17 protein-coding genes are annotated in these 20,585 nt (G+C 63.0%); 10 read left to right on the top strand and 7 right to left on the bottom strand.

Features of this window, described 5'->3' with window-relative positions:
• Window positions 1-6: 6 nt before the first annotated feature.
• Window positions 7-750 (bottom strand): carbonic anhydrase, encoded by a 744-nt coding sequence (locus tag QMG80_RS05530; protein WP_085771914.1) that lies wholly within the window; start codon window positions 748-750, stop codon window positions 7-9.
• A gap of 212 nt (window positions 751-962) precedes the next feature.
• On the opposite strand from QMG80_RS05530, the gene leuD reads away from it, so the two are divergent.
• From leuD to QMG80_RS05515, 3 genes are all read left to right on the top strand, one after another.
• Window positions 963-1,568: a 3-isopropylmalate dehydratase small subunit gene (gene leuD / locus QMG80_RS05525; protein ID WP_085771913.1), complete on the top strand. Its 606-nt coding sequence runs from the start codon at window positions 963-965 to the stop codon at window positions 1,566-1,568.
• A 213-nt stretch (window positions 1,569-1,781) separates the two neighbouring features.
• Entirely contained in the window at window positions 1,782-2,648 is an 867-nt protein-coding gene (gene lptB, locus QMG80_RS05520) for an LPS export ABC transporter ATP-binding protein (protein ID WP_085771912.1), read from the top strand.
• A 290-nt stretch (window positions 2,649-2,938) separates the two neighbouring features.
• Complete coding sequence (locus QMG80_RS05515; RefSeq protein WP_158658741.1) at window positions 2,939-3,826, top strand: sensor histidine kinase; 888 nt, start codon at window positions 2,939-2,941, stop codon at window positions 3,824-3,826.
• Between the two features lie 55 nt (window positions 3,827-3,881).
• Here QMG80_RS05515 and QMG80_RS05510 read toward each other — a convergent pair whose 3' ends face one another.
• Window positions 3,882-6,119 (bottom strand): ComEC/Rec2 family competence protein, encoded by a 2,238-nt coding sequence (locus QMG80_RS05510; RefSeq protein ID WP_245300263.1) that lies wholly within the window; start codon window positions 6,117-6,119, stop codon window positions 3,882-3,884.
• Between the two features lie 288 nt (window positions 6,120-6,407).
• Here QMG80_RS05510 and gltX point away from each other — a divergent pair, with 288 nt between their 5' ends.
• Window positions 6,408-7,832, top strand: coding sequence for a glutamate--tRNA ligase (gene gltX / locus QMG80_RS05505; protein ID WP_085773695.1), 1,425 nt, complete (start codon window positions 6,408-6,410; stop codon window positions 7,830-7,832).
• 151 nt (window positions 7,833-7,983) lie between these two features.
• Window positions 7,984-9,273 carry a citrate synthase gene (locus QMG80_RS05500; protein WP_085771909.1) on the top strand — a complete coding sequence of 430 codons (1,290 nt, stop codon included), beginning with the start codon at window positions 7,984-7,986 and terminating at the stop codon, window positions 9,271-9,273.
• Window positions 9,274-9,457: 184 nt separating this feature from the next.
• Here the strand turns inward: QMG80_RS05500 and QMG80_RS05495 are convergent, their stop codons facing one another.
• Window positions 9,458-10,537, bottom strand: coding sequence for an AI-2E family transporter (locus tag QMG80_RS05495; protein WP_085771908.1), 1,080 nt, complete (start codon window positions 10,535-10,537; stop codon window positions 9,458-9,460).
• A gap of 560 nt (window positions 10,538-11,097) precedes the next feature.
• Between QMG80_RS05495 and QMG80_RS05490 the strand changes: the two genes are divergently transcribed.
• Window positions 11,098-12,657, top strand: a complete 1,560-nt coding sequence (locus tag QMG80_RS05490; RefSeq protein ID WP_425351431.1) for an alpha/beta hydrolase — start codon at window positions 11,098-11,100, stop codon at window positions 12,655-12,657.
• Window positions 12,658-12,702: 45 nt separating this feature from the next.
• The gene (locus QMG80_RS05485; protein ID WP_085771905.1) at window positions 12,703-13,380 is read left to right on the top strand and encodes a class I SAM-dependent methyltransferase; all 678 of its coding nucleotides are present in this window, start codon (window positions 12,703-12,705) and stop codon (window positions 13,378-13,380) included.
• 47 nt (window positions 13,381-13,427) lie between these two features.
• On the opposite strand, the gene QMG80_RS05480 is transcribed toward QMG80_RS05485, so the two are convergent.
• The 4 genes from QMG80_RS05480 to metX form a co-directional block, all read right to left on the bottom strand.
• Window positions 13,428-14,102 carry a DsbA family protein gene (locus QMG80_RS05480; protein WP_085771904.1) on the bottom strand — a complete coding sequence of 225 codons (675 nt, stop codon included), beginning with the start codon at window positions 14,100-14,102 and terminating at the stop codon, window positions 13,428-13,430.
• Between the two features lie 117 nt (window positions 14,103-14,219).
• On the bottom strand, window positions 14,220-14,909 hold the full coding sequence (locus tag QMG80_RS05475) for a Crp/Fnr family transcriptional regulator (RefSeq protein WP_085771903.1): 690 nt from the start codon (window positions 14,907-14,909) through the stop codon (window positions 14,220-14,222).
• 194 nt (window positions 14,910-15,103) lie between these two features.
• On the bottom strand, window positions 15,104-15,736 hold the full coding sequence (gene metW / locus QMG80_RS05470) for a methionine biosynthesis protein MetW (RefSeq protein ID WP_085771902.1): 633 nt from the start codon (window positions 15,734-15,736) through the stop codon (window positions 15,104-15,106).
• Window positions 15,733-16,893, bottom strand: coding sequence for a homoserine O-acetyltransferase MetX (metX, locus tag QMG80_RS05465; protein ID WP_085773694.1), 1,161 nt, complete (start codon window positions 16,891-16,893; stop codon window positions 15,733-15,735). Before metX ends, metW begins: the two co-directional genes overlap by 4 nt.
• Before the next feature lie 420 nt (window positions 16,894-17,313).
• Between metX and QMG80_RS05460 the strand changes: the two genes are divergently transcribed.
• The 3 genes from QMG80_RS05460 (at window position 17,314) to QMG80_RS05450 (ending at window position 20,476) form a co-directional block, all read left to right on the top strand.
• Window positions 17,314-17,850: a hypothetical protein gene (locus QMG80_RS05460; protein WP_158658740.1), complete on the top strand. Its 537-nt coding sequence runs from the start codon at window positions 17,314-17,316 to the stop codon at window positions 17,848-17,850.
• A gap of 219 nt (window positions 17,851-18,069) precedes the next feature.
• Window positions 18,070-19,494, top strand: coding sequence for a circularly permuted type 2 ATP-grasp protein (locus QMG80_RS05455; RefSeq protein WP_085771900.1), 1,425 nt, complete (start codon window positions 18,070-18,072; stop codon window positions 19,492-19,494).
• A gap of 34 nt (window positions 19,495-19,528) precedes the next feature.
• Window positions 19,529-20,476 (top strand): alpha-E domain-containing protein, encoded by a 948-nt coding sequence (locus QMG80_RS05450; RefSeq protein WP_085771899.1) that lies wholly within the window; start codon window positions 19,529-19,531, stop codon window positions 20,474-20,476.
• The last annotated feature ends 109 nt before the right edge of the window (window positions 20,477-20,585 follow it).

Raw genomic sequence — 20,585 nt, 5'->3', positions numbered from 1 at the left:
CGCCACTCAAGCGATCAAATCCACCGCGCCGTCCTTGAGACGATAAATCCCGCCGACGACCTTCACGCGCTTGTCGTTTACCGCGGCGCTGAGCAGCGGCGTGGCGGCGCGCAGTGTGTCGACGGTGAGACGCACATTCTCTCTGATCGCGTTTTCGAGCTTGTCTCCCGGCTGGCCCGCGGAGGCTTCCACCGCAGGCGTCAGCGCGGCGACCAAGGACGGGAGATGCCCAGGCAGCGTCGTCTTGTCTTGGAGGGACGTCATCGTCGACTTCACGGCGCCGCAGCTGTCATGCCCGAGCACCAGCACAAGTGGGGTCTTCAAGACCTCGACAGCATATTCGAAGCTCGCGATCCCGTCGGGATTGGCGAAATTGCCGGCGACCCGAACGACGAAGAGATCGCCGCGTCCGCTGTCGAACGCATATTCCGGCGCGATACGGGAATCCGAGCAGCTGAGGATCGCGGCGTAGGGGTTTTGCCCCGAGACCAGCGCTTCTCGCTCTGCGACGAAGTCGTGCCGCTTGGCGACGCCTTTCTGGTAGCGCTTATTGCCTTCCATGAGGCGCGCCAGGGCCGCATCGGGCGTCATGACGTTCTGAGGCTTCGGCGGCGTGGGCGCTGGCTTGCGCGCCGGCTTCGCGCTCGCGCCATCGGCGAGGGTCAGCGCCGCGGCCGCCCCCAACATGAAGGCGCGGCGCGGCAATGGCCGCTCATGCCTGGCGTTCGGGAATCCGCAAGCTTGGCACATTGCAATTCCTCCCGCCGCGGCTGCGGCTTTCGGTTCGCATCGAGCAACCCTCGTCGCTGGCCCGAGTGCGGCCTCGACGGGGAAACGCAAAGATGGGTTGAACCGTTCCAACGAGCTCACTTTCCTTTCGGCTTTGCGCCAAGCCCCGCCATTTGCTAAGCCGCGAGCCGAGAAACCGCCAGAAGGCGGCTAAAAGGACGGCCAAGGCCAAGATGGAAAAATTCGACACGCTGACCGGCGTCGCCGCGCCGCTCGAGATCATGAACGTCGACACGGACATGATCATCCCGAAGCAATATCTGAAAACGATCGCGCGCACGGGCCTCGGCAAAGGGCTTTTCTCCGAGATGCGCTATCGCGAGGACGGCTCCGAGAACCCCGACTTCGTCCTGAACAAGGCCGCCTACCGGAACGCCAAGATTCTCATCGCGGGCGACAATTTTGGCTGCGGATCGTCGCGCGAGCACGCCCCCTGGGCGCTGCTCGATTTCGGCGTGCGCTGCGTCATCTCGACGAGCTTCGCGGACATTTTCTACAACAACTGCTTCAAGAACGGGATTCTGCCGATCAAGGTCTCGCAGGCGGATCTCGAGAAGCTCATGGACGACGCCGAGCGGGGCGCCAACGCCGTTCTGACGGTCGATCTCCAGAAACAAGAAATCCGCGGTCCCGACGGCGGCGTCGTCGCCTTCGATATCGATCCGTTCCGCAAGCACTGTCTGCTCGAGGGCCTGGACGAGATCGGCCTCACGTTGCAGAAAGTGGGGAAAATCTCCGAATATGAGCGCCATGCCGGGGCGGCGCGCCCCTGGGCGTGAGACCCATTCAGCGCAGGCGCGCTGGCTGGAACTTTTGGTCCGCGTCGACTTCGGGTAAGTAGTCGCCGGCCCAAGTCAGCCGGCACGAGTCAGCCGGCCCACTTTGATCGGACTTCTCGGTTGCGCCTGCCCAAGACCTTTTCTACCGGTGTCGACGCCGCACGGAAGTTTCTCTCGCGCGGGAGGGACGCTCGGCGCGACCAGGCGACGAAAATGGACGAGTTCGCCGAGGAGGAATGGCGGCAGGAGGAGGGCCGCGACGACGACGCGCCTGATCAGCACACCTTCGAGGAGCCCCGGCCCGACGCCTTTGAACAGCATGCGATAGAGATCGCCGAAGGGTCGCAGAATGACTCCGAAGGCGTTTTGGCGATCCACAATCTCGCCAAATCCTACAAGACCCGCCGCGTCGTCGAGGATGTGAGCCTGCATGTGCGCCGGGGCGAGGCCGTCGGCCTGCTCGGTCCCAACGGCGCCGGCAAGACCACCGTCTTTTACATGATCACCGGACTCGTGAAGCCGGACAGCGGCAGGATCACGCTCGACGGCTACGACGTGACTCCCTTGCCGATGTATCGCCGGGCTCGGCTCGGCATCGGCTATCTGCCGCAGGAAATGTCGGTGTTCCGCGGGCTCACGGTCGAGGAGAACATCCTCGCGGTGCTCGAGATCGTCGAGCCGGACAAGAAGAAGCGCGCCGAGCAGCTCGACGGGCTCCTCGAAGAGTTCCGCCTGGCGCATTTGCGCAAGACGCCCGCGATCGCCGTTTCGGGCGGCGAGCGGCGGCGCTGCGAGATCGCGCGAGCCATCGCCGGCAGGCCGTCCTTCATGCTGCTCGACGAGCCCTTCGCGGGCATCGACCCGATCGCGATCGGCGGCATCCAGGACCTCGTGCGCCATTTGAAGCAGCGCGGCATCGGCGTGCTCATCACCGACCACAGCGTGCGCGAGACTCTGGGCCTCACCGACCGCGCCTACATCATCTACAACGGCCATGTGCTGACCGAGGGCGCGCCCGCGGAGATTGTCGCCAATCCCGACGTGCGCCGGATTTACCTCGGCGAAGATTTCAAGATGTAGGCGGCTCCGGATAGACTCCTTGAAGAACCGTTTGAAAATGGTTTCGAACCGTGTCGTTGCTCCGGCATGATACGCGTTGGATCTGATGGCGATCCAAAATTCGAATCGTTCCGCGTTCACTGACCACCTCGCCGATCGCGCCCTGCCCGCGCGAATTTAGCCAGCGCCGGATGTTCGTATTCACTTGTGGACAGACAAATTTTGTTGCATCTGTTGAATGAAGCGCGCAAGTCGGGACAGAATAACGGTTAAGCTTTGGCCTTTTCCCAGCAGGACTGCGGGAGATCACCTTGGACCCAACAAGAAAATCTGCAGATGCGCAGAGCCGCCACCTTAGCAACCACACAGACCCCCTAGCAGCCAAACCTACAGGCGGCCACGATCCTCTATCGACATGCATTAAGAGTCACGATGAGAGACATGCAGAACGAGATAGAATTATTGAACTAGAGACGATTAACGAACAGCTATCGCAATTCGCCTGGATTGCCGCTCATGATTTACAGGAGCCGATGCGCAAGATTATGGCCTTTGCGACCTTGCTCGATCAGGGGATTGCGACAGGAAACCACGCAGACGTCGAACGAGCAAAAAATGCGATACTCAAATCTGCGTCTGCGGCGAGCGAGCTCGTCAACGAGATCCTTATATATGCGCGCGTCAGCAACATTCAGCTGGAGCACGACGTTCTCGATCTACAAGAACAGATGCGGCTTGCATTGGACGACATCTCGCAGTCTGGCGCCGAAACAAGAGCGGAGATCCACTTGAGCATCCCGCCAACGCCCTTTAAGGCGGACCCTTCGCAGTTCGCGCGCTTGATGCAGAATATCCTGTCAAACGCCATAAAATACCGCAAACCAGATCGTCCACCAAAAATAACGATTAGCACTTCACGCTCAGACAAAAACATAATTCTTGCTATCTCTGATGATGGAATTGGATTCGAACAGGAATTTGCCGAGATTATTTTCTATCCCTTCAAGCGGCTTCACAGCAAATCTAAGTACCCTGGCTCAGGGATGGGGCTTGCGATCTGCAAGTCTATTTGCGACCGTGAAGGATGGGATATTTCCGTACGATCGCAACCCCAGGAGGGGACGACATTTTACATATCGATCCCCGCTCTCGAGGCGCCTGCGCCAAGTCTATCAGAGTCTGACGAAGCGAAAACCTGAACCTTGGGCGACCACTCCTGCAACGCGCTGCGCCTTTCGACCTCTCTCGACCGCTTCACTCTTCCGCTGCCTCCTCTCGCTTCGCCTCGGTCGCGACGCTTCTTGGCGGCGCCGGGCGGGCTTTCGGCGCCTTTGACCAGGGCCGATCCTCGCCGCGCGCCCGCGCCGTCGTCCACTCCGCCCCGTTGTCGGCAAAACGCAGCGTCGCCGCGCCGGTCTCGGCCAGCTTGCTGCGGTCGATCACGATCTTCGCGCCGCAGGCTTGCGGAACGTTGAAGGGCGCGATCAGCACATCCGCCTTGGCGCAATCCTCGAGCAAAGCCTCGCGCTTCGTCACGAGGGCCACCATCTGGCCGCCGCGCGCCTTCGCGACGCAGCCGAGATCGTCGCAAGTGGCGCGGCCGGCTTGTTTCGGCGTGCGGGGGTCGGCGTCGGCGCGCAACCATTGCTCGGCCGCGAAATCATTGGATCTCCTTCCCATGAGCGCAAGCTCGCCGCCTTCGACGCGCAGCGCCGCGGTCTCGCCCGAGGGCGCGACGGCAAGATCGAAGGGCGGTTCGGCGGCGGCGCCGAAGAGGCCGATGAGCAGGAAGGGAACGGCGGTGAGGCGCATGAGGGCGCTGCGCCACAGCACGACGGAGAGCAGCGCCAGCGTCAGGAAGAAGATCGCCGAGGGCGCGAAGCTCTTCACCGGCAAGCCCGCCCCGGGCGCGGCGGCGATGAGATGCGCGATCTTCAGCACGAGCTCGATCCCGAGCCCAAGATACATCCAGAGTAGTCCGTCTAGCCCCAGCGGATAGAGCGCCGCGCCGAGAAGGGCGCAGGGAACGGCGAAGAATTCGATGACGGCGAGCGTGAGCGGATTGCCGACGAGCACATAGGGGCTCAATTCGTGAAAGTCGTTGGCCATGAAGGAGGCGGTGGCCAGAGTCGCGCAAAAGGTCGTGAGCAGCGCCGCCGCTGGTCCTAACGTCGCCACGTGAGACAAGGCGGAGACGAATCTCTCCCAGGGGCTATCGAGACCAATTCTGGGCTGCGCCTCCCCGCGCAGGACGAAGCGCGCGTCGGCGCGCGTCTCGTAGACGGCGATGAGCGCGGCGACCGCGGCGAAGGAGAGCTGGAAGCTCGCGCCGAGCAGCGCCTCAGGCTCGAAGAGGATCACGAAAAAGGCCGCGAAGGCGAGATTGCGCATCGACATCGCCGGCCGGTCGAAGAGGATCGCGACGAGCATGACGAGGGTCATGACAAGCGCGCGCTCCGTGCCGACGCGCGAGCCCGTGGCCAGATCGTAGAGGACGGCGCCGAGGATCGCGAGCGCCGCCGCCCATTTCTTGATCGGGTAATTCAGCGCGAGCGTGCGCGAGAGCGCGAAGAGCCGCCGCAGGCCCACGAAGAAGACGCCGGCGACGAGGCTCATTTGAATGCCGGAGATCGTCACGATGTGAAAGATTCCAGCCTTGCGAATGAGCTCCTTGGCGTCGTCCGAGAGGTAGTCGCGCTTGCCGCTCACCATCGCTGCGGCGATGGCGCCGGTGTCGCCTTGCAACCGCTCATAGACGCGCGCGGCGAGCGCATTGCGAAAACGATCGATGCCGGCGAAGAACCGCAGCGAGAAAGACGCCGGGTCGGGCGGCGGCATCGTCTCGACGCGTCCGAGCACGTTGCCCACGCCACCGAGCCGCTGAAAATAGGCGTCCCGCGCGAAATCATAGCCGGCGGGCAGCGACGCCTGCGCCGGCGGCATGAGGCGAGCCTTCAGGACGACGAAGTCGCCGGCTGAAAAATGCGGCTCGCCATGCAGAGTGAGGCGCACGCGCGCGGGTTTTGTCCCGTCCGGCAGCCCTTCGGCGCTCGCGACTTGCAACAAAAAGCGCGCCCCCTCGCGCCTTGGGTCCAGCTCTTCGACGAAGCCCGTCAGCTCGCCGACGCCGACGCGCGTCAGCGTCGGGGCCTCAACGCGCGCCGCGCGCCAGGCGGCGGAGAAGAAGCCGCCGCTAAGGCATGCGAAGACGACGAGCGGCGTGAAGAGGCGCGGATGCGTTCTCGCGGCGAAGGCGAGCCCCGCCGTGGTGAGAAGCAAGGCCAGAGCGGCCCAAAGCGACGGCTCACGCTCGGCGCCGAAATAGAGCAGCGCTCCCGCGCCGGCCGCAACCGGGGTCCAGAGAAAGAGCCGGCGCAGCGCGATCTCTCGGTCGAGCGCAAGACGCAAGGCGCGGCCTAGGCGCAAAGCCAGGGCTGGAAGATCGGGAAGGCGCCGAAACCCCGCCGCCCCTGCGGCTTGGCCAATCAACACGCGCAAAAATGCAGGCTCCCCGCCGAGTGGGACGGCGAAAGCTTAGCGCGCGCCGGACGCCTTGTCCCGGGGAATCTTCGCAACCGTCCCCCCCGAGAAGCCCGAGAAAGCGGGCGCGTCTTGAAGCGGGACGGGGCGGGAGCCTTCTCTCCTGCTTCGAGACGGCTCCTGCGGAGCCACCTCAGCATGAGGGCGCGCGGTTAGATTTGCGGATGGAGACCAGCGGGTCGAATCATGGCGGCGCCCGTGTTAGAGGAGGCCCCCACCTTCTCCAGCCCGATTGATCGAATGTCCCCTGAAGTCATCACGCGTTTTGCGCCCTCGCCCACGGGTTTCCTGCATATTGGCTCCGCGCGCACGGCGCTCTTCAATTGGCTTTATGCGCGCAAGCATGGCGGCAAGATGCTGCTGCGCATCGAAGACACGGATCGCGAGCGCTCGACGCAGGCGGCCATCGAGGCGATCCTCGACGGCATGCGCTGGCTCGGGCTCGATTGGGACGGCGACGCAATCTACCAATTTGCGCGCGCGCCGCGCCATCGCGAGGTCGCGGAGGAGCTGCTGGCCAAAGGCAAGGCCTATCGTTGCTTTGCGACGGCCGCGGAGCTCGAGGAGATGCGCGAGAAAGCCCGCGCCGAAGGCCGGCCGCCGCGCTACGACGGGCGCTGGCGCGACCGTGATCCTTCTGAGGCGCCCGCAGGCGCGAGCTCGGTCGTTCGCCTCAAGGCCCCGCGCGAGGGCGAGACGATCGTCGGGGACGCGGTTCAGGGCCGCGTCGCCTTCCCCAACAAGGACCTCGACGATTTCGTGCTGCTGCGCTCCGACGGCACGCCGACCTATATGCTCGCCGTCGTCGTCGACGACCACGACATGGGCGTGACCCAGATCATCCGCGGCGACGACCATTTCACCAACGCCGCGCGACAAACGCACATCTACCAGGCGATGGGCTGGGACATTCCGGCCTTCGCGCATATTCCGCTGATCCACGGCGCCGACGGTGCGAAGCTCTCGAAGCGTCACGGCGCGCTCGGCGTCGACGCCTACCGCGCCCTGGGCTATCTGCCGATCGCGCTTCGCAATTATCTTGCGCGGCTCGGCTGGAGCCAGGGCGACAAGGAGTTCTTCACGCCCGACGAGCTGATTCAGGCTTTCGACATCGCCCAGGTGCATCGTTCGCCGGCGCGCTTCGACTTCGTCAAGCTCGAGAATATGAACGGGCACTTCATGCGGGCGATGGCGGATGAGGAGCTTCTGCTCGCCTTGATCGACACGCTACCCTATCTCAAAGGCGGACCCGAAGCGCTCACCAAGCTCGACGAGCGCAAGCGCGCGCAACTCTTGGCGGCGATGTCGGGCCTGAAGGCGCGCGCGAAAACCTTGAACGAGCTTTTGGACGGCGCAGCTTTCTTGTTCGCCGAACGTCCGCTGGCGCCGGACGAGAAGGCCAAGTCGCTGCTCACGGAACAGGGAAAGGCGCGGCTTGCCGCGCTCGCGAAGAGATTGGCGGCCCTTCCCGAATGGAGCGCCGCCACGTCGGAGGCCGCCGTGCGCGAGACGGCGAACGAGCTTTCGCTGAAGCTCGGGGATCTCGCCCAGCCCTTGCGCGCCGCGCTGACGGGCCGAGGCGTGTCGCCGCCGATCTTCGAGGTGATGGAGATTTTGGGCCGCGAGGAAAGTCTCGCGCGGATCGCCGACCAGGCGAAAGGGTGACGCCGCCCCTGCCTCGGCTCTCTTGACAAGGCTCAGCTTTGTTATAGCGTTTTGCGATGCACAATTCGCTTTTGCGACGCACGCGACTTCGCTCATGGCACGCGACCTGCAGGTCCGCTGAGCGGGGACGCCATAGCCACGGGGGATCACGATGAGCGACGAAAAGGGTTCTCTCGGGCTCGGTGGAAAAACTATCGAGTTGCCGGTCATGCAGGGCTCGATGGGTCCGGAGGTTCTCGACATCCGCTCGCTCTACGGCGAGACCGGGATGTTCACCTTCGATCCCGGCTTCACCTCCACCGCGAGCTGCGAATCGAAGATCACCTTCATCGACGGCGACGCCGGCGTTCTGCTCTATCGCGGCTATCCCATCGAGCAGCTCGCCGAGCACGGCGACTTCCTCGAGACTTGCTATCTCTTGCTCTATGGCGAGCTGCCGACTCCCGCTCAGAAAGCGGATTTCGACTATCGCATCACGCGCCATACGATGGTGCATGAGCAGATGGCGCGGTTTTTCCAGGGTTTCCGCCGCGATGCGCACCCCATGGCGGTCATGGTGGCGTCTGTCGGCGCGCTCTCGGCCTTCTATCACGACTCGACCAACATCGCTGACCCCACCCAGCGCATGATCGCCTCGACGCGGATGATCGCCAAGATCCCGACGCTCGCCGCGATGGCCTACAAATATTCAATCGGCCATCCCTTCGTTTATCCCAAGAACGACCTTGACTACGCATCGAATTTTTTACGGATGACATTTGCGGTGCCTTGCGAGGACTATAAAGTCAATCAGATCGTCTCGCGCGCGCTCGACCGCATCTTTATTCTGCACGCCGATCACGAGCAGAACGCATCGACCTCGACGGTCCGCCTCGCGGGCTCATCGGGCGCCAATCCCTTCGCCTGCATCGCCGCCGGCATCGCCTCTCTCTGGGGCCCGGCGCACGGCGGCGCGAATGAAGCGGTGCTGAAGATGCTCGAAGAAATCGGCACCGTCGATCGCATCCCGCATTTCATCGCACGCGCCAAGGATAAGAACGACCCGTTCCGCCTGATGGGCTTCGGCCATCGCGTTTACAAGAACTACGATCCGCGCGCGAAGCTGATGCAGCAGACGACGCGCGAGGTTTTGAGGGAGCTCGGGCTCAAGGACCCGCTGCTGGAAGTTGCGCTCGAGCTCGAGCGCATCGCGCTGCACGACGATTATTTCATCGAGAAAAAGCTCTATCCCAACATCGACTTCTATTCGGGCATCACGCTCAAGGCGATGGGCTTCCCGACAACAACCTTCACGGTGCTCTTCGCCATCGCCCGCACCGTCGGCTGGATCGCGCAATGGAAGGAGATGATCGAGGATCCCGGATCCAAGATCGGCCGTCCGCGCCAGCTCTATACCGGGGCGACGCGCCGCGACTATACGCCGATCAACAAGCGCTCCTGAGCCTCGCAGCCTTCGCGCGCGCCCTTCGCGCGTTTCCCGCTCGAACGGAATCGTTCGAGCGGTAAGGAATCGCGCCAAGTCAAAAAATTAGAGCATGTCATGATCGGAAAACCGCTTCGCACTTTTCCGTGACTGCTCTAGGCGCGCCTCGGACCGCCGCAGGACGCGAGTCTTCAATCGGGCGTCAGCCCACGAGCTGGCGATTCTTCCTCGAGACGCCGGGCCCTCCCGCGAGCAGGTCTGACAGCCAGCGCGCCGAAGGAAATTGCTCGAGCAGCGTGAGCATCGCGATTGTAACGGGGACGCCGAGGAAGGCGCCGAGCGCGCCCCAAAGGAAAGTCCACAAGACCACCGAGAAGATGACCACCGGCGGAGAAATCGACAGCGCCGAGCCTGAAAAGACCGGCTCGAGCACGCTGCCGATCGCGAATTGAATGATCGAGACGCCCAGGAGGACATAAACGGCCGTCGCCGGCGAGTCGGCTTGCGCCAGCGCGAAGAGGGGCAAGAGGAGCGTGACGAGGACCGAGCCGATATAGGGCAGGAAGTTGAGCGCGAAGGCCAGCACGCCCCAGGCGCCGGCCAGATCGAGCCGCATAGAGGCGACGAAGCCCCAGATCGCGAGCCCGGTGGCGATGCTCGCGACGGTCCGCACGAGCAGATAGGAGCGGAATTTCTCGCCGATGCCGCGTCCGGCGGCGAGCAGTCGCCGCGCGAGATCGGGATCCTCGAGCCGCGCGATGTTCTCTTGAACGACCTCGGTCTCCGCGAGCCCCATCACGACATAGAGGAAAACAAGCGCTGCGAAGGCCGCCATCGTGTTCAACCGTAGGGCGACGGTCCTGAAGAACGCGACGAGCGAGGCCGCGTTGAAGTGGTCGGTGACCATCGCGAGGATGAAGATGTCATGCTCCTCGAGCCAGGCGGTCGAATTCACGAGCGTGGTCTGGATGCTGTCGAAATTATCGCGGAGCCAGACGGCGACTTGGCTGCCGCCCCAGGCGATGATCGCAAAAAGCGCGAGCACGGAAACGATCGTCACGCTGATCGTGATCACGGTCGCGAACCATCCGGCGATTTTTCTCTTCAGAAAGCGATAGAGCGGCCAGGTGACTTCGATCAGAAAGAAGCCGAGCACGACAGGCTCGACCACCGCCTGTCCGAGATTGCAGAAGACGAGAAAGATGAGAAGGAGAAGCGCGGCGGCCGCGGTGTTGAGCAGAGCCCCGTTTACCTGCACGAGCGGACTCCAAGGGAAAGCCATGCGTTTTCGCATGGAGCGCTCACAGTAAGTCTCGCCCAAGGCCGCGCCGTCAAGTTTCAGGGGCGATCGATGCCGGGCAATCGGGTGTGAAACCGCCTGCCCGCGAGTCCTCATCCAGAGGAATCACGATGCGTTCGAGCGGAATCGCTCAAACGCAGATAACGTGATCGATTCCAAAGTTTTAGAGCGCGATTCGCGCGAAAAACCGGTTCCCACTTTTTCACATCGCGCTCTCGAGCATGTCCCGGAAAAGTGCGAAGCGGTTTTCCGGTCAGGACATGCTCCAACCTTTTGATTTGGCGCGATTCCTTATCGCTCGAACGTTTCCGTTCGAGCGGGAAACGCGCGAGGAGCCGTCTCGAAGGATGAGGACGCCCCAAATCTCGCAGGATTCTCCTCTTGCCCATGCCCTGCGGTCGATTCTTTTCATTGCCGAATGGCTGCGAGCGGCGATGCTTGACGAGCCGGCGGCCAAGAGGGCTTATTTCGCATGATGCGAAATCCGTCTGATCGCTTCGATCGGCGTCGCGAGGAGCGCGGACGAGCCAATGCGGATCGCCATGCCGAGACTCTTGAAATTCATTCTGATCTTGGCGGGCGTCGCATTGCTGACGTTCTTCGGCGTCCGAATCTATGATTCTCAGCGCGGGTTGCCGCTCGAGCCCTGGCACAAATTCGCGCCGCGCGAGATGACGGTCGACGAGCTCGATCATGCGGATTGGCGCGCCTATCTCGACAAGGAAGCAGAGATCTTCCAGTCGGTGCGCGCGCATGTCACCGAGACGCTGCCTGAAGAGGACAAGGTTCCCTATAATCGCTATTACGCCCGAAGCCCCGTCTACCCGCCGAGCTTCGCGCAGGACTGGAACCGATCCTATCTGCTTCTGCCGCCGAGCGAGCCCGTGGGCGCCGTCGTGCTTCTGCACGGACTGACGGACTCGCCTTACAGCCTCCGCCACATCGGCGCTCGCTACCGCGACCATGGCTTTGTCGTCGTCGCGATCCGCGCGCCCGCGCACGGCACGACGCCAGCGGCGCTCAGCGCAACGGATTGGGAGAGCTGGCTCGCCGCGACGCGGCTCGCCGTCAGAGAGGCGCGACGGCTCGCGCCGAAGCCTCTGCCCCTGCATATCGTCGGCTTCTCGAACGGCGGCTCTCTTGCGCTGAAATACGCACTGGACGCCATCGAGAACGAGCAACTGGCGCGTCCCGATAACCTCATCTTGATTTCTCCGATGGTGGGGATCACGCGCTTCGCGCGATTTGCAGGCCTGGCCGGCTTGCCGGCCTACCTGCCCGCTTTTGCAAAGGCCGCCTGGCTCAGCGTGCTACCCGAGTTCAACCCGTTCAAATATAATTCTTTCCCGGTAAACGGCGCGCGCCAGTCCTATCGCCTGACCGATGCGCTGCAGACGCAAATCTCCCGGCTCGAGCGCGAGGGACGCTTGGCCGCCTTGGCGCCCATATTGACCTTTCAGTCGGTCATGGATTTCACGGTCAGCACGCAGGCGGTCGTCTCGGGGCTGTACTCGCATCTGCCCGCCAATGGGAGCGAGCTCGTTCTTTTCGACGTCAATCGCAACGCCAAATTCGGCCCGCTGCTTCGAGCCTCGGCGGAAACGGCTCTCTCCCGGCTCGCGCCGCCCGAGCAGCGCACGTATAGGCTCACGGTGATAACCAACACGGACGAAGGGACCGACGACGTGGTCGAGCGGGTCGTCGAGGCGAACTCAACCGTCGACCACACGCGCGCCTTGGGACTGTTTTATCCGAAGGGAGTCTTTTCGCTCTCCCATGTCGCGCTCCCTTTTCCCTTAACCGACTCGCTCTATGGGTTGGCTCCGGACGACACGGAAAACTTTGGCGTGAACCTCGGCGCCTTGCCGCTGCGCGGCGAAAGGGGAACGCTGATCGTGAGCATGGACGCGCTCTTGCGCATGTCGTCCAACCCTTTCTTTCCTTATATGGTGGAGCGAATCGAAGAACGGCTGCCCGCGACGGCCAAGCTTTCTGTGAAGGAGCCCATTGAGCCGGTCGGTCGCACGAGCAAGCCGTCGCCATCTGAACCCTTGCGGCGGCCCGCAGCGCCTCCCTCTCGCGGTTCGGGCCGCGCGCGATAATTGAGGCTCGAGTCCCGGAGATCTTATTTGGACGAGAGGGCTTGAATGAGCGCGTTTCCGCAGTCTCAACGCCAAGCTGAGCAGCGGCCGGGCGACGATTACAACGTCGAGACCGCCTATGCTCGATGGGCGCCCATGTACGACTTTATTTTCGCAAAATGGCTGGAGCCGGGCCGCCGCGCCGCCGCCGCCGCCGCTTCGGGAACTGACGGCCCCATTCTCGACGTGGGCGTCGGAACAGGCCTGGAGCTGCCCCTCTTCTCGCCCGCAGCCAGCGTGGTCGGCGTCGACTTGTCGGAGCCCATGCTCCATCTCGCAAAACGTCGGGTCCGCCGGAAACGGCTTGCGCAGGTTGAAGGACTGGCCTGCATGGACGCCTGCCGGCTCGGCTTCAAGGACTCGAGTTTTGGCTGCGCGGCGCTGATGTATGTCCTCAGCGTGACGCCGGAGCCCGCGGCGATCCTGAACGAAGTCGCGCGCGTGGTGAGGCCGGGCGGCGAAATTATTTCGATCGGCCGCATCAGCCCCGAGCTTCCGGCTCTCGCCGCCTTGGAAATATGGGTGGGAAGGCGCTTTGGTTCGCAGATCGGTTGGCGCCCGCATTTCCCCTGGAAAGTCTTCGACGATTGGCTAAAGAGCCGCGCGGATATGCGGCTCGTCGAGCGACGCCGAATTGCGCCGTTAGGGCTTTTCACGCTCGTGCGCATCCAACGCATTCCGTAAATGCGTCGCGCGATCCGGACCGCAGCGTCAGCCCGCCTGTGAGCAGGTCATCGGCAGACCGCCGTCCCGCACTTCTTGACCTCCGCAACCACGCGCTTGATGGAGTTCGTGCCGGGCCAGCCGAGAATGGCGACGTGATCCACGACAAAAGAAGGCGTTGCCTCCAGCCGAAGCTGTTGCGCCAAGCGCGCCTGACGGACGAGCGCATCGTGCACGGTGGCGCTGTTGGCCATTTCCTCGACCTTCTTGGAGTCGAGGCCGAGTTCCCGCGCGACCGCGAGCGCCGCGGCTCCATTCGCGTGTCCGCGGCGACTAAACAAGCGCCTATGGAAGTCATAGGCGACGTCGGGTCCGGCCAGCGCCAGCACCGCCTGATGGACTTTGGCGGCCTCAGCAGAATCCGGCGACAGCACCGCGTAATCGACAAGGCCCAAGCGGACGGCGGGATCGTTTGCGACCAGCGCGTCGAGATCCCCGACGGCCTCGCGACAATAGCCACAGTTGTAGTCGAAATACTCGATCAGCGAGACCTTGGCGTCTGCAGGGCCTTTCCAGACGATACCAGGAACCTTCGTGGGATCCACTCCCGGGGGAATCTTGGAGTTGACGACCGCCTCGCCGTCGTCAGCGCGTATCGGAAAAGCGTGCGGCTCCTGTTGAGCGGCGGCTGTCGTCGCGAGCCACGCGCCGGCGAAGGCGAGAGCGAATCTTCTGGTGATCATGGCTGAGAGAGTCTCCGAGCGTTGCCGAGCTTGCGCTTCCGGGGCGATCGCTTCGGCGGCGCCCTATTCCTTTTTCGCCTTCGCGTCAACGCGGGGTTCGCGTTTCTGTTCCGGCCTTTACTCAACTCTCGCGTCGCGCGCCTTGTCCTCGAACTGAGCGCGCAACCTTGCGACGCTCTCGATTCCGATCCCCCGCGCTTCAGTGCGAACGCCATAGGCGCGCAGCCTTGCGAACGAGCGCGAAAGGGTCTCCTGCGTCACGCCGAGACGCGCCGCGACGAACCGCTTGTCGTATGGCAAACGAAAATGGCAGCGATCCTCTTCCGGCGGGCAAAAGGAAATGAGAAAGCGCATCAGCCTATGCTCCGCGCTATGCGCTTTCAGCGACTCGATCTCGCCTGTGAGCTCGGCGACGGTGCGCTTGGCGTCGGCGAGCGCCGCTAGGGCGAGCGAAGGATTCTCGGCCATGAACCGAGCAAGCCGGCCCGCCGGAATCTTCAGCGCCGTCGCCGGCCCCACCGCCTCCGCGGAATAATGATGCGTCTCGTCGGCGCGCGCCGCGGCCTCGTTGAGGCTTGCCCCTTCCGTGCGCATGCTGATCAGCGTTTCGTCGCCATTGGCCGCTGTTCGCGTGAGCTTGACGAAACCGCGCAGGACGAAAGTCAGCGCCGTGACCCGTTCTCCCTGGCGGAAAAGGACGGCGCTGGCTTCATAGGTTTCAATCTTCGCTTCCGTCGCAAGGCGTTGCAAGATCGCATTGTCGACGTTCGCAAAAAACGGAAAATCTCGCAACGGCGATTCAGACATGCGCAGTCTCTGTCTTTTTGCGTCCCGCGTCGCCGCATGCCGACGGGCCGCTCCTCCGGCCTTATGAGTGGCCGGCTGAGCGCAGGCTAGCGCTAAACCTGCGGTCGCGAAAGGCGACAAAATTTCGCCGGGAGGAATTTTCCTTCATGCATGGAAATCTTGGACAGGCGCGCTTTCGCTCTTGTGTTTGGAACTCAGCCCCTTAAGTCGCGACCGCGCTTGAGCAAAAAGATCGCCTGCGCGCCAAAAAGATTCATCATCGCCAAGGGCGCCGCGACGCGAAAAGGCGCGCCGGCGCGATCGAGAGCCATGCCGCGCTCGATGACGGCTCCCGCTTCTTCCGCAAGATCGACAAAATCCTTGATCGTGCAGAGGTGAATATTGGGCGTCTCATACCAGCTGTATTGAAGATTTGTCGCCCGCGGCATGCGGCCTCGGAGCAAAAGCTGCATGCGCACGCGCCAATGGCCGAAATTCGGGAAGGAAACGATCGCGCGCCGGCCAATTCGTAGCATGTGCTCGAGCACGACTCGCGGGCGCTGCGTGGCCTGCAAGGTTTGCGAGAGGATCACGTAGTCGAAGCTGTCCTTGGGATAATCGGCGAGGTCCGTGTCGGCGTCGCCCTGGATAACTGGCAAGCCTTTGGCGACGCAATCATTGACGCCTCTCTGCGACAGCTCGACGCCGCGGCCGTCGACCTGCCTGTTTCTCGCGAGCATCTCCAAGAGCAGCCCGTCGCCGCATCCGACGTCGAGAACGCGGCTTCCCGGCGCGACCATGTCGGCGACGACGGCGAGATCAAATCTTTTTTGCGCCTGCGTCGTCACAAGCCCGCCGCTCGCGCTATGCCTCGCGCATTCGCCGCCGCCTCGAGGAATCCGCGCGTCGTCGCGAAGAAATCCGGCTCGTAGAGCAGAAAGGCGTCGTGGCCCTTGTCGCTCTCGATCTCGACGAAAGAAACGGAGGCGCCGCCTGCGTTCAACGCATGAACGATCGCGCGCGAATCGGAGGTCGGATAGAGCCAGTCGGAAGTGAAGGAGATCACGCAGAAACGCGTCTTCGAACCCTTGAAGGCCAAGGCGAGCGAGCCGCCGTAATCGGCGGCGAGATCAAAATAGTCGCAGGCGCGCGTGACGAAGAGGTAGGAGTTCGCATCGAAACGCTCGACAAAGGCCAAGCCCTGATAGCGCAGATAGCTCTCGATCTGAAAGTCCGCATCGAAGGAGAAGGTCGGCGCCGCGCGGTCTTGAAGCTTGCGGCCGAACTTGCGCTGCAGCGCTTGCTCCGAGAGATAGGTGATGTGCGCCGCCATGCGCGCCACGGCGAGGCCTTTCTCGGGCCGGACGCCCGCCTCCAGGTAGCGACCTGCGCGCCAGTCGGGGTCGGCCATCACCGCTTGGCGGCCGACCTCGTGAAAGGCGATATTTTGAGAAGAGTGGCGCGGCGCGGTGGCGATGGGCATCGCCGCGAAGACGCGCTCGGGATAGCTCGCCGCCCATTGCAGGACCTGCATCCCGCCCATCGAGCCGCCCGCGACGCAAAAGAGCGTCTCGATGCCGAGATGGTCGATCAGCATGGCTTGCGCGCGCACCATGTCGCGGATGGTCACGACCGGAAAGTCGAGACCGAACGGGCGCGCCGTGGCGAGATTGATCGAGGCGGGACCCGTCGTCCCCATGCAGCCGCCGACGACATTGGTTGAGATGATGAAGAATCGGTTTGTGTCGAAGGGCCGGCCCGGACCCACCAGCACGTCCCACCACCCGGGCTTGCCCGTCACCGGGTGAACCCCGGCTGCATATTGGTCCCCTGTCAGCGCATGACAGAGGAGAATCGCGTTGTTCTTGGCCTCGTTCAGAGCGCCATAAGTCTCGTAGGCGATGGTGAGCGGCGCGATCACGCGACCGCCGTCGGTGACAAGCGGCTTCTCGGGCGGAAAATGGACGCGCTTGCCGTTCGACGCCGCGCCATTCCGGGCGCCGATCGCTTCGGGCGCGGCGGCGCCTGACGACGGTGGCGAGAAGGTCAAACGAATTCCTTTCGTTCGGCAAATCGAACGAGTCGTTCGTTACCATCGGAGCGAAGCGCGAGCCTGTCAAGCGCCGAGGAAAGGGGGTAGCCGCGCAACCTGTAGGCTGCTCCACTCGCGGCAATCGAAGGAATCCCGCATGAAGCGCATGCGAACGACCCAAATAATGGTGTGACCTCTTTGCAACAGTCGGAGAAGATTTCCTCGCAGAGCTCACTTGACCTTTACAATCTCCCCTCGGGCGATCAGTTTAGTGAATAAAATTTGGCCGTCGGACTGCAGCCTTGGAGATTATTGATGACTGCCTCAATACGCGCTGGGGGTCGAGGAACTGCGCTTTTTCTCCGCCGCTGCACGTTCGTCTCGCTGTCCGCTATGCTCCTGAGCGCTGCCGGCGCGCCCGCATTCGCGACCGACATCGTCCCCCGGAAGCCGCCGCAGTCGCAGGATTTCTATTTCACCTTCACGGACGATAATCTTTCGGGGGGCGGCTCCATCTCCGGTTCCGGCATCCTGGTCGCGGAGCCGCTGGGTGACAGCCCCGGCAAATTTCTCGTTACGAACGTCCTGGACGGCGCGGCCGACTACAACGGCTCGACGTATGGCCTCGCTCTGCTTCCGCGTAACGGATATCCAACCCCAGTAGGCCAACCACCTCTAAGCAACGACAACGTCCTCGATCCCAATTCAACTCCTCAATTGGACTCACTCGGCATCAGCTTTGCGGTCGGCGGACTCGGCGACATCAACATCGCAGACGGGAACTACACCTTCACAACCAATTTCGCCGGCGCAGGAACGGGCAATTTCCAGGCGAGCCCCGGCCCCAGCCTCGGAACGGGATTGCTCGCTTTGGCCTTCCTGATCATCGCTGGCACCCTGACCTCGGCGCGCCGCCTCTCGCAGAGGTAACCGCGGACGTCAGCGCGGTCCTGCGCCCGAAGGTGCGCCCGCAGGGGGGAGCCAGTCGGCGCGAGGAGCGAGAATTCGGGCCTGCGACTCCCTGGCGATTGAACCCGGAGGAGAAAATCCGTCATATGGCTGGCGCCGCTCTTGCCTTAAATCCTTCGAATCCTGCAAGAAGCGACGGCGCGACCACGCCGAAGCCTACGGACATTGAGTTCCAAGACGATGCAGTTCGATGAAATGCAAGGCGCGAACGGCGCCGTCCGAGCGGGCTATGCAGGGCTTGCGCAATGGCTTTCCACCGCTTCGCCGGAACTCCTCGAGACGCGCCGGCGGCAAGCGGAGCTCTTGTTTCGGCGCATCGGCATCACCTTCGCCGTCTATGGCGCGGAAGAATCGCTCGAGCGCCTCATTCCCTTCGACATACTGCCCCGCATTATCACGCGCTCCGAGTGGCTACGGCTCGAGGCCGGCCTGAAGCAGCGCGTTCGCACGCTCAATCTTCTGCTCGCCGATCTTTACGGTCCCGGAGAGATCCTCAAGGCCGGGATCATTCCCGACGAGCTCGTCTATCGCAACCCGGCCTATCGCCCGGAAATGGCTGGCAGGCGGGTCCCGCACGACGTCTTCGTGCATATCGCCGGCGTGGACGTCGTGCGCACCGACGAGCATGATTTCTACGTGCTCGAGGACAATGCGCGCACGCCTTCCGGCGTCTCCTACATGCTCGAAAACCGGGAAGTCATGATGCGGCTCTTCCCGGATCTTTTTTCCGGGCACAAGGTTGCGCCGATCGAAGATTATCCCGACCAATTGCTCGAGACCCTGCGCTCGGTCGCGCCGCCGAACACCCCCGGCGTGCCGACGGTCGCGCTGCTCACACCCGGCCAGTTCAATTCCGCCTATTACGAGCACTCCTTTCTCGCCGACAAGCTCGGCGTCGAACTCGTGGAAGGCTGCGATCTCTTCGTCAAGAACGACATCGTCTACATGCGCACGACCGAGGGACCGCGTCGCATCGACGTGCTCTACCGCCGGATCGACGACGATTTCCTCGACCCGCTGGCCTTCCGCCCGGATTCGGCTCTCGGCGTCGCAGGGCTCATGGGCGCCTATCAAGCAGGCAATGTGACGCTTGCGAATGCAGTGGGGACCGGCGTCGCCGACGACAAGGCGATGTATACGTACATCCCCGAGGCGATCCGCTTCTATCTCGGCGAGGAGCCGCTGCTCAAGAACGTGCCGACCTGGCGCTGCCGCGAGCCGGAGGCCTACGCCTATGTTTCGGAGCGCCTCTCGGAGCTGGTCGTCAAGGAGGTGGCGGGCTCGGGAGGCTATGGGATGCTCGTCGGCCCGCATGCGACGGCGCGGCAGATCGAAGAATTCGGCGCGAAGCTGAGGGCTGCGCCCGAAAATTTCATCGCGCAGCCGACCCTTTCGCTCTCCACTTGTCCGATTTCGGTGGCCTCAGGCGTTGCGCCGCGCCACGTCGATTTGCGGCCTTTCGTGCTGCAGGGCGCCAAGGATGTGCGCATCGTGCCGGGCGGGCTCACCCGCGTCGCGATGATCGAGAACTCCCTCGTCGTCAACTCGAGCCAGGGCGGCGGCACAAAGGACACATGGGTGGTCGATGATCTCGCGGCGAACTGAATCTCTCCCTCCTTTCCGCGCGGCGTGGTAGGCCATGCTGTCGCGAACCGCCGACAATCTCTATTGGCTCGCGCGCTATATGGAGCGCGCCGACTTTCTGGCGCGGCTGATCGAAGCCTCGCGACGTCTCGCCGCCCTGCCCAAGGCCTATGGCGGAGCCCAGAGCGAATGGACGAGCGTGCTGCTGTCTTCGGGCGCGAGCGACGCCTTTGCGGCGACGCGACGTCCCGTCGACGAAGCCAATGTCGCCCATTTTCTCGCCTTTGCGCCGGAATATCCCGGCTCGATGCGCAATTGTCTCGAGCACGCGCGCGCCAATGCGCGCGCGGTGCGCACCGCGCTGACTGCCGAAGTCTGGGAGGCGATCAACGACGGCTTCCTCGAGATGAAGAGCTTCGAGAGAAAAGCCGGCGATTGCGATGGCTCGGCGATCTCCCGCTTCACCGAATTCGTGAAGAAACTGTCGATCGCCTATGACGGCGGCGCCTATCGCACGATGCTGCGCAACGACGCCTATTGGTTCACGCGGCTTGGTCTCTTAATCGAGCGGGCGGACAATACGGCGCGCCTGCTGGATGTGAAATATCACGTGCTGCTGCCCGAGAAGGAAATCATTGGCGGCTCGCTCGACTATTTCCAATGGGCGGCCATCTTGCGCGCTGTTTCCGCGCACACCGCCTATCACTGGGTCTATCGCGACAATCTGAAGCCCTGGCTCGTCGCCGATCTTCTCATCCTGCGACGCGAGATGCCGCGCTCGTTGATCTCCTGTTATGAAGGCCTCGTGGACAATCTGGATCGCCTGTCGAAGGCCTATGGCCGGCAGGGGGAGGCGCAACGCCAGAGTCGCGCCGTCTATGGGAGGCTGGAGCGGCTCACGATGGAAAACGCGTTTCAGGGCGGTCTGCACGAATTCGTGCAGGAATTCATCTCCTTGAACAACCAGCTCGGCGCGCTGATTGGCGAGCAGTATCTTTCTTAAAAGCGCGATGCGAAAAAGTGGAAACCGGTCTTTCGCGCAAATCGCGCTCCAAACTTCAAGAATCGATCATGTTTTCTGCGTTCGGGCGATTCCGCCTGAACGTCGCGTG

The organism is Methylocystis bryophila, from assembly GCF_027925445.1.
GTDB lineage: Bacteria > Pseudomonadota > Alphaproteobacteria > Rhizobiales > Beijerinckiaceae > Methylocystis > Methylocystis bryophila.
The sequence above is the reverse complement of the archived record's forward strand: the minus strand, read 5'-3'. Positions and strand labels throughout refer to the sequence as shown.

Excerpts from the sequence above, each read along its gene's own strand:
- QMG80_RS05530 (WP_085771914.1), bottom strand. The coding sequence starts at position 750 with ATGTGCCAAGCTTGCGGATTCCCGAACGCCAGGCATGAGCGGCCATTG.
- leuD (WP_085771913.1), top strand. The coding sequence starts at position 963 with ATGGAAAAATTCGACACGCTGACCGGCGTCGCCGCGCCGCTCGAGATC.
- lptB (WP_085771912.1), top strand. The coding sequence starts at position 1,782 with ATGGACGAGTTCGCCGAGGAGGAATGGCGGCAGGAGGAGGGCCGCGAC.
- gltX (WP_085773695.1), top strand. The coding sequence starts at position 6,408 with ATGTCCCCTGAAGTCATCACGCGTTTTGCGCCCTCGCCCACGGGTTTC.
- QMG80_RS05500 (WP_085771909.1), top strand. The coding sequence starts at position 7,984 with ATGAGCGACGAAAAGGGTTCTCTCGGGCTCGGTGGAAAAACTATCGAG.
- QMG80_RS05495 (WP_085771908.1), bottom strand. The coding sequence starts at position 10,537 with ATGGCTTTCCCTTGGAGTCCGCTCGTGCAGGTAAACGGGGCTCTGCTC.
- QMG80_RS05490 (WP_425351431.1), top strand. The coding sequence starts at position 11,098 with ATGCCGAGACTCTTGAAATTCATTCTGATCTTGGCGGGCGTCGCATTG.
- QMG80_RS05485 (WP_085771905.1), top strand. The coding sequence starts at position 12,703 with ATGAGCGCGTTTCCGCAGTCTCAACGCCAAGCTGAGCAGCGGCCGGGC.
- QMG80_RS05480 (WP_085771904.1), bottom strand. The coding sequence starts at position 14,102 with ATGATCACCAGAAGATTCGCTCTCGCCTTCGCCGGCGCGTGGCTCGCG.
- QMG80_RS05475 (WP_085771903.1), bottom strand. The coding sequence starts at position 14,909 with ATGTCTGAATCGCCGTTGCGAGATTTTCCGTTTTTTGCGAACGTCGAC.
- QMG80_RS05460 (WP_158658740.1), top strand. The coding sequence starts at position 17,314 with ATGCTCCTGAGCGCTGCCGGCGCGCCCGCATTCGCGACCGACATCGTC.
- QMG80_RS05455 (WP_085771900.1), top strand. The coding sequence starts at position 18,070 with ATGCAGTTCGATGAAATGCAAGGCGCGAACGGCGCCGTCCGAGCGGGC.
- QMG80_RS05450 (WP_085771899.1), top strand. The coding sequence starts at position 19,529 with ATGCTGTCGCGAACCGCCGACAATCTCTATTGGCTCGCGCGCTATATG.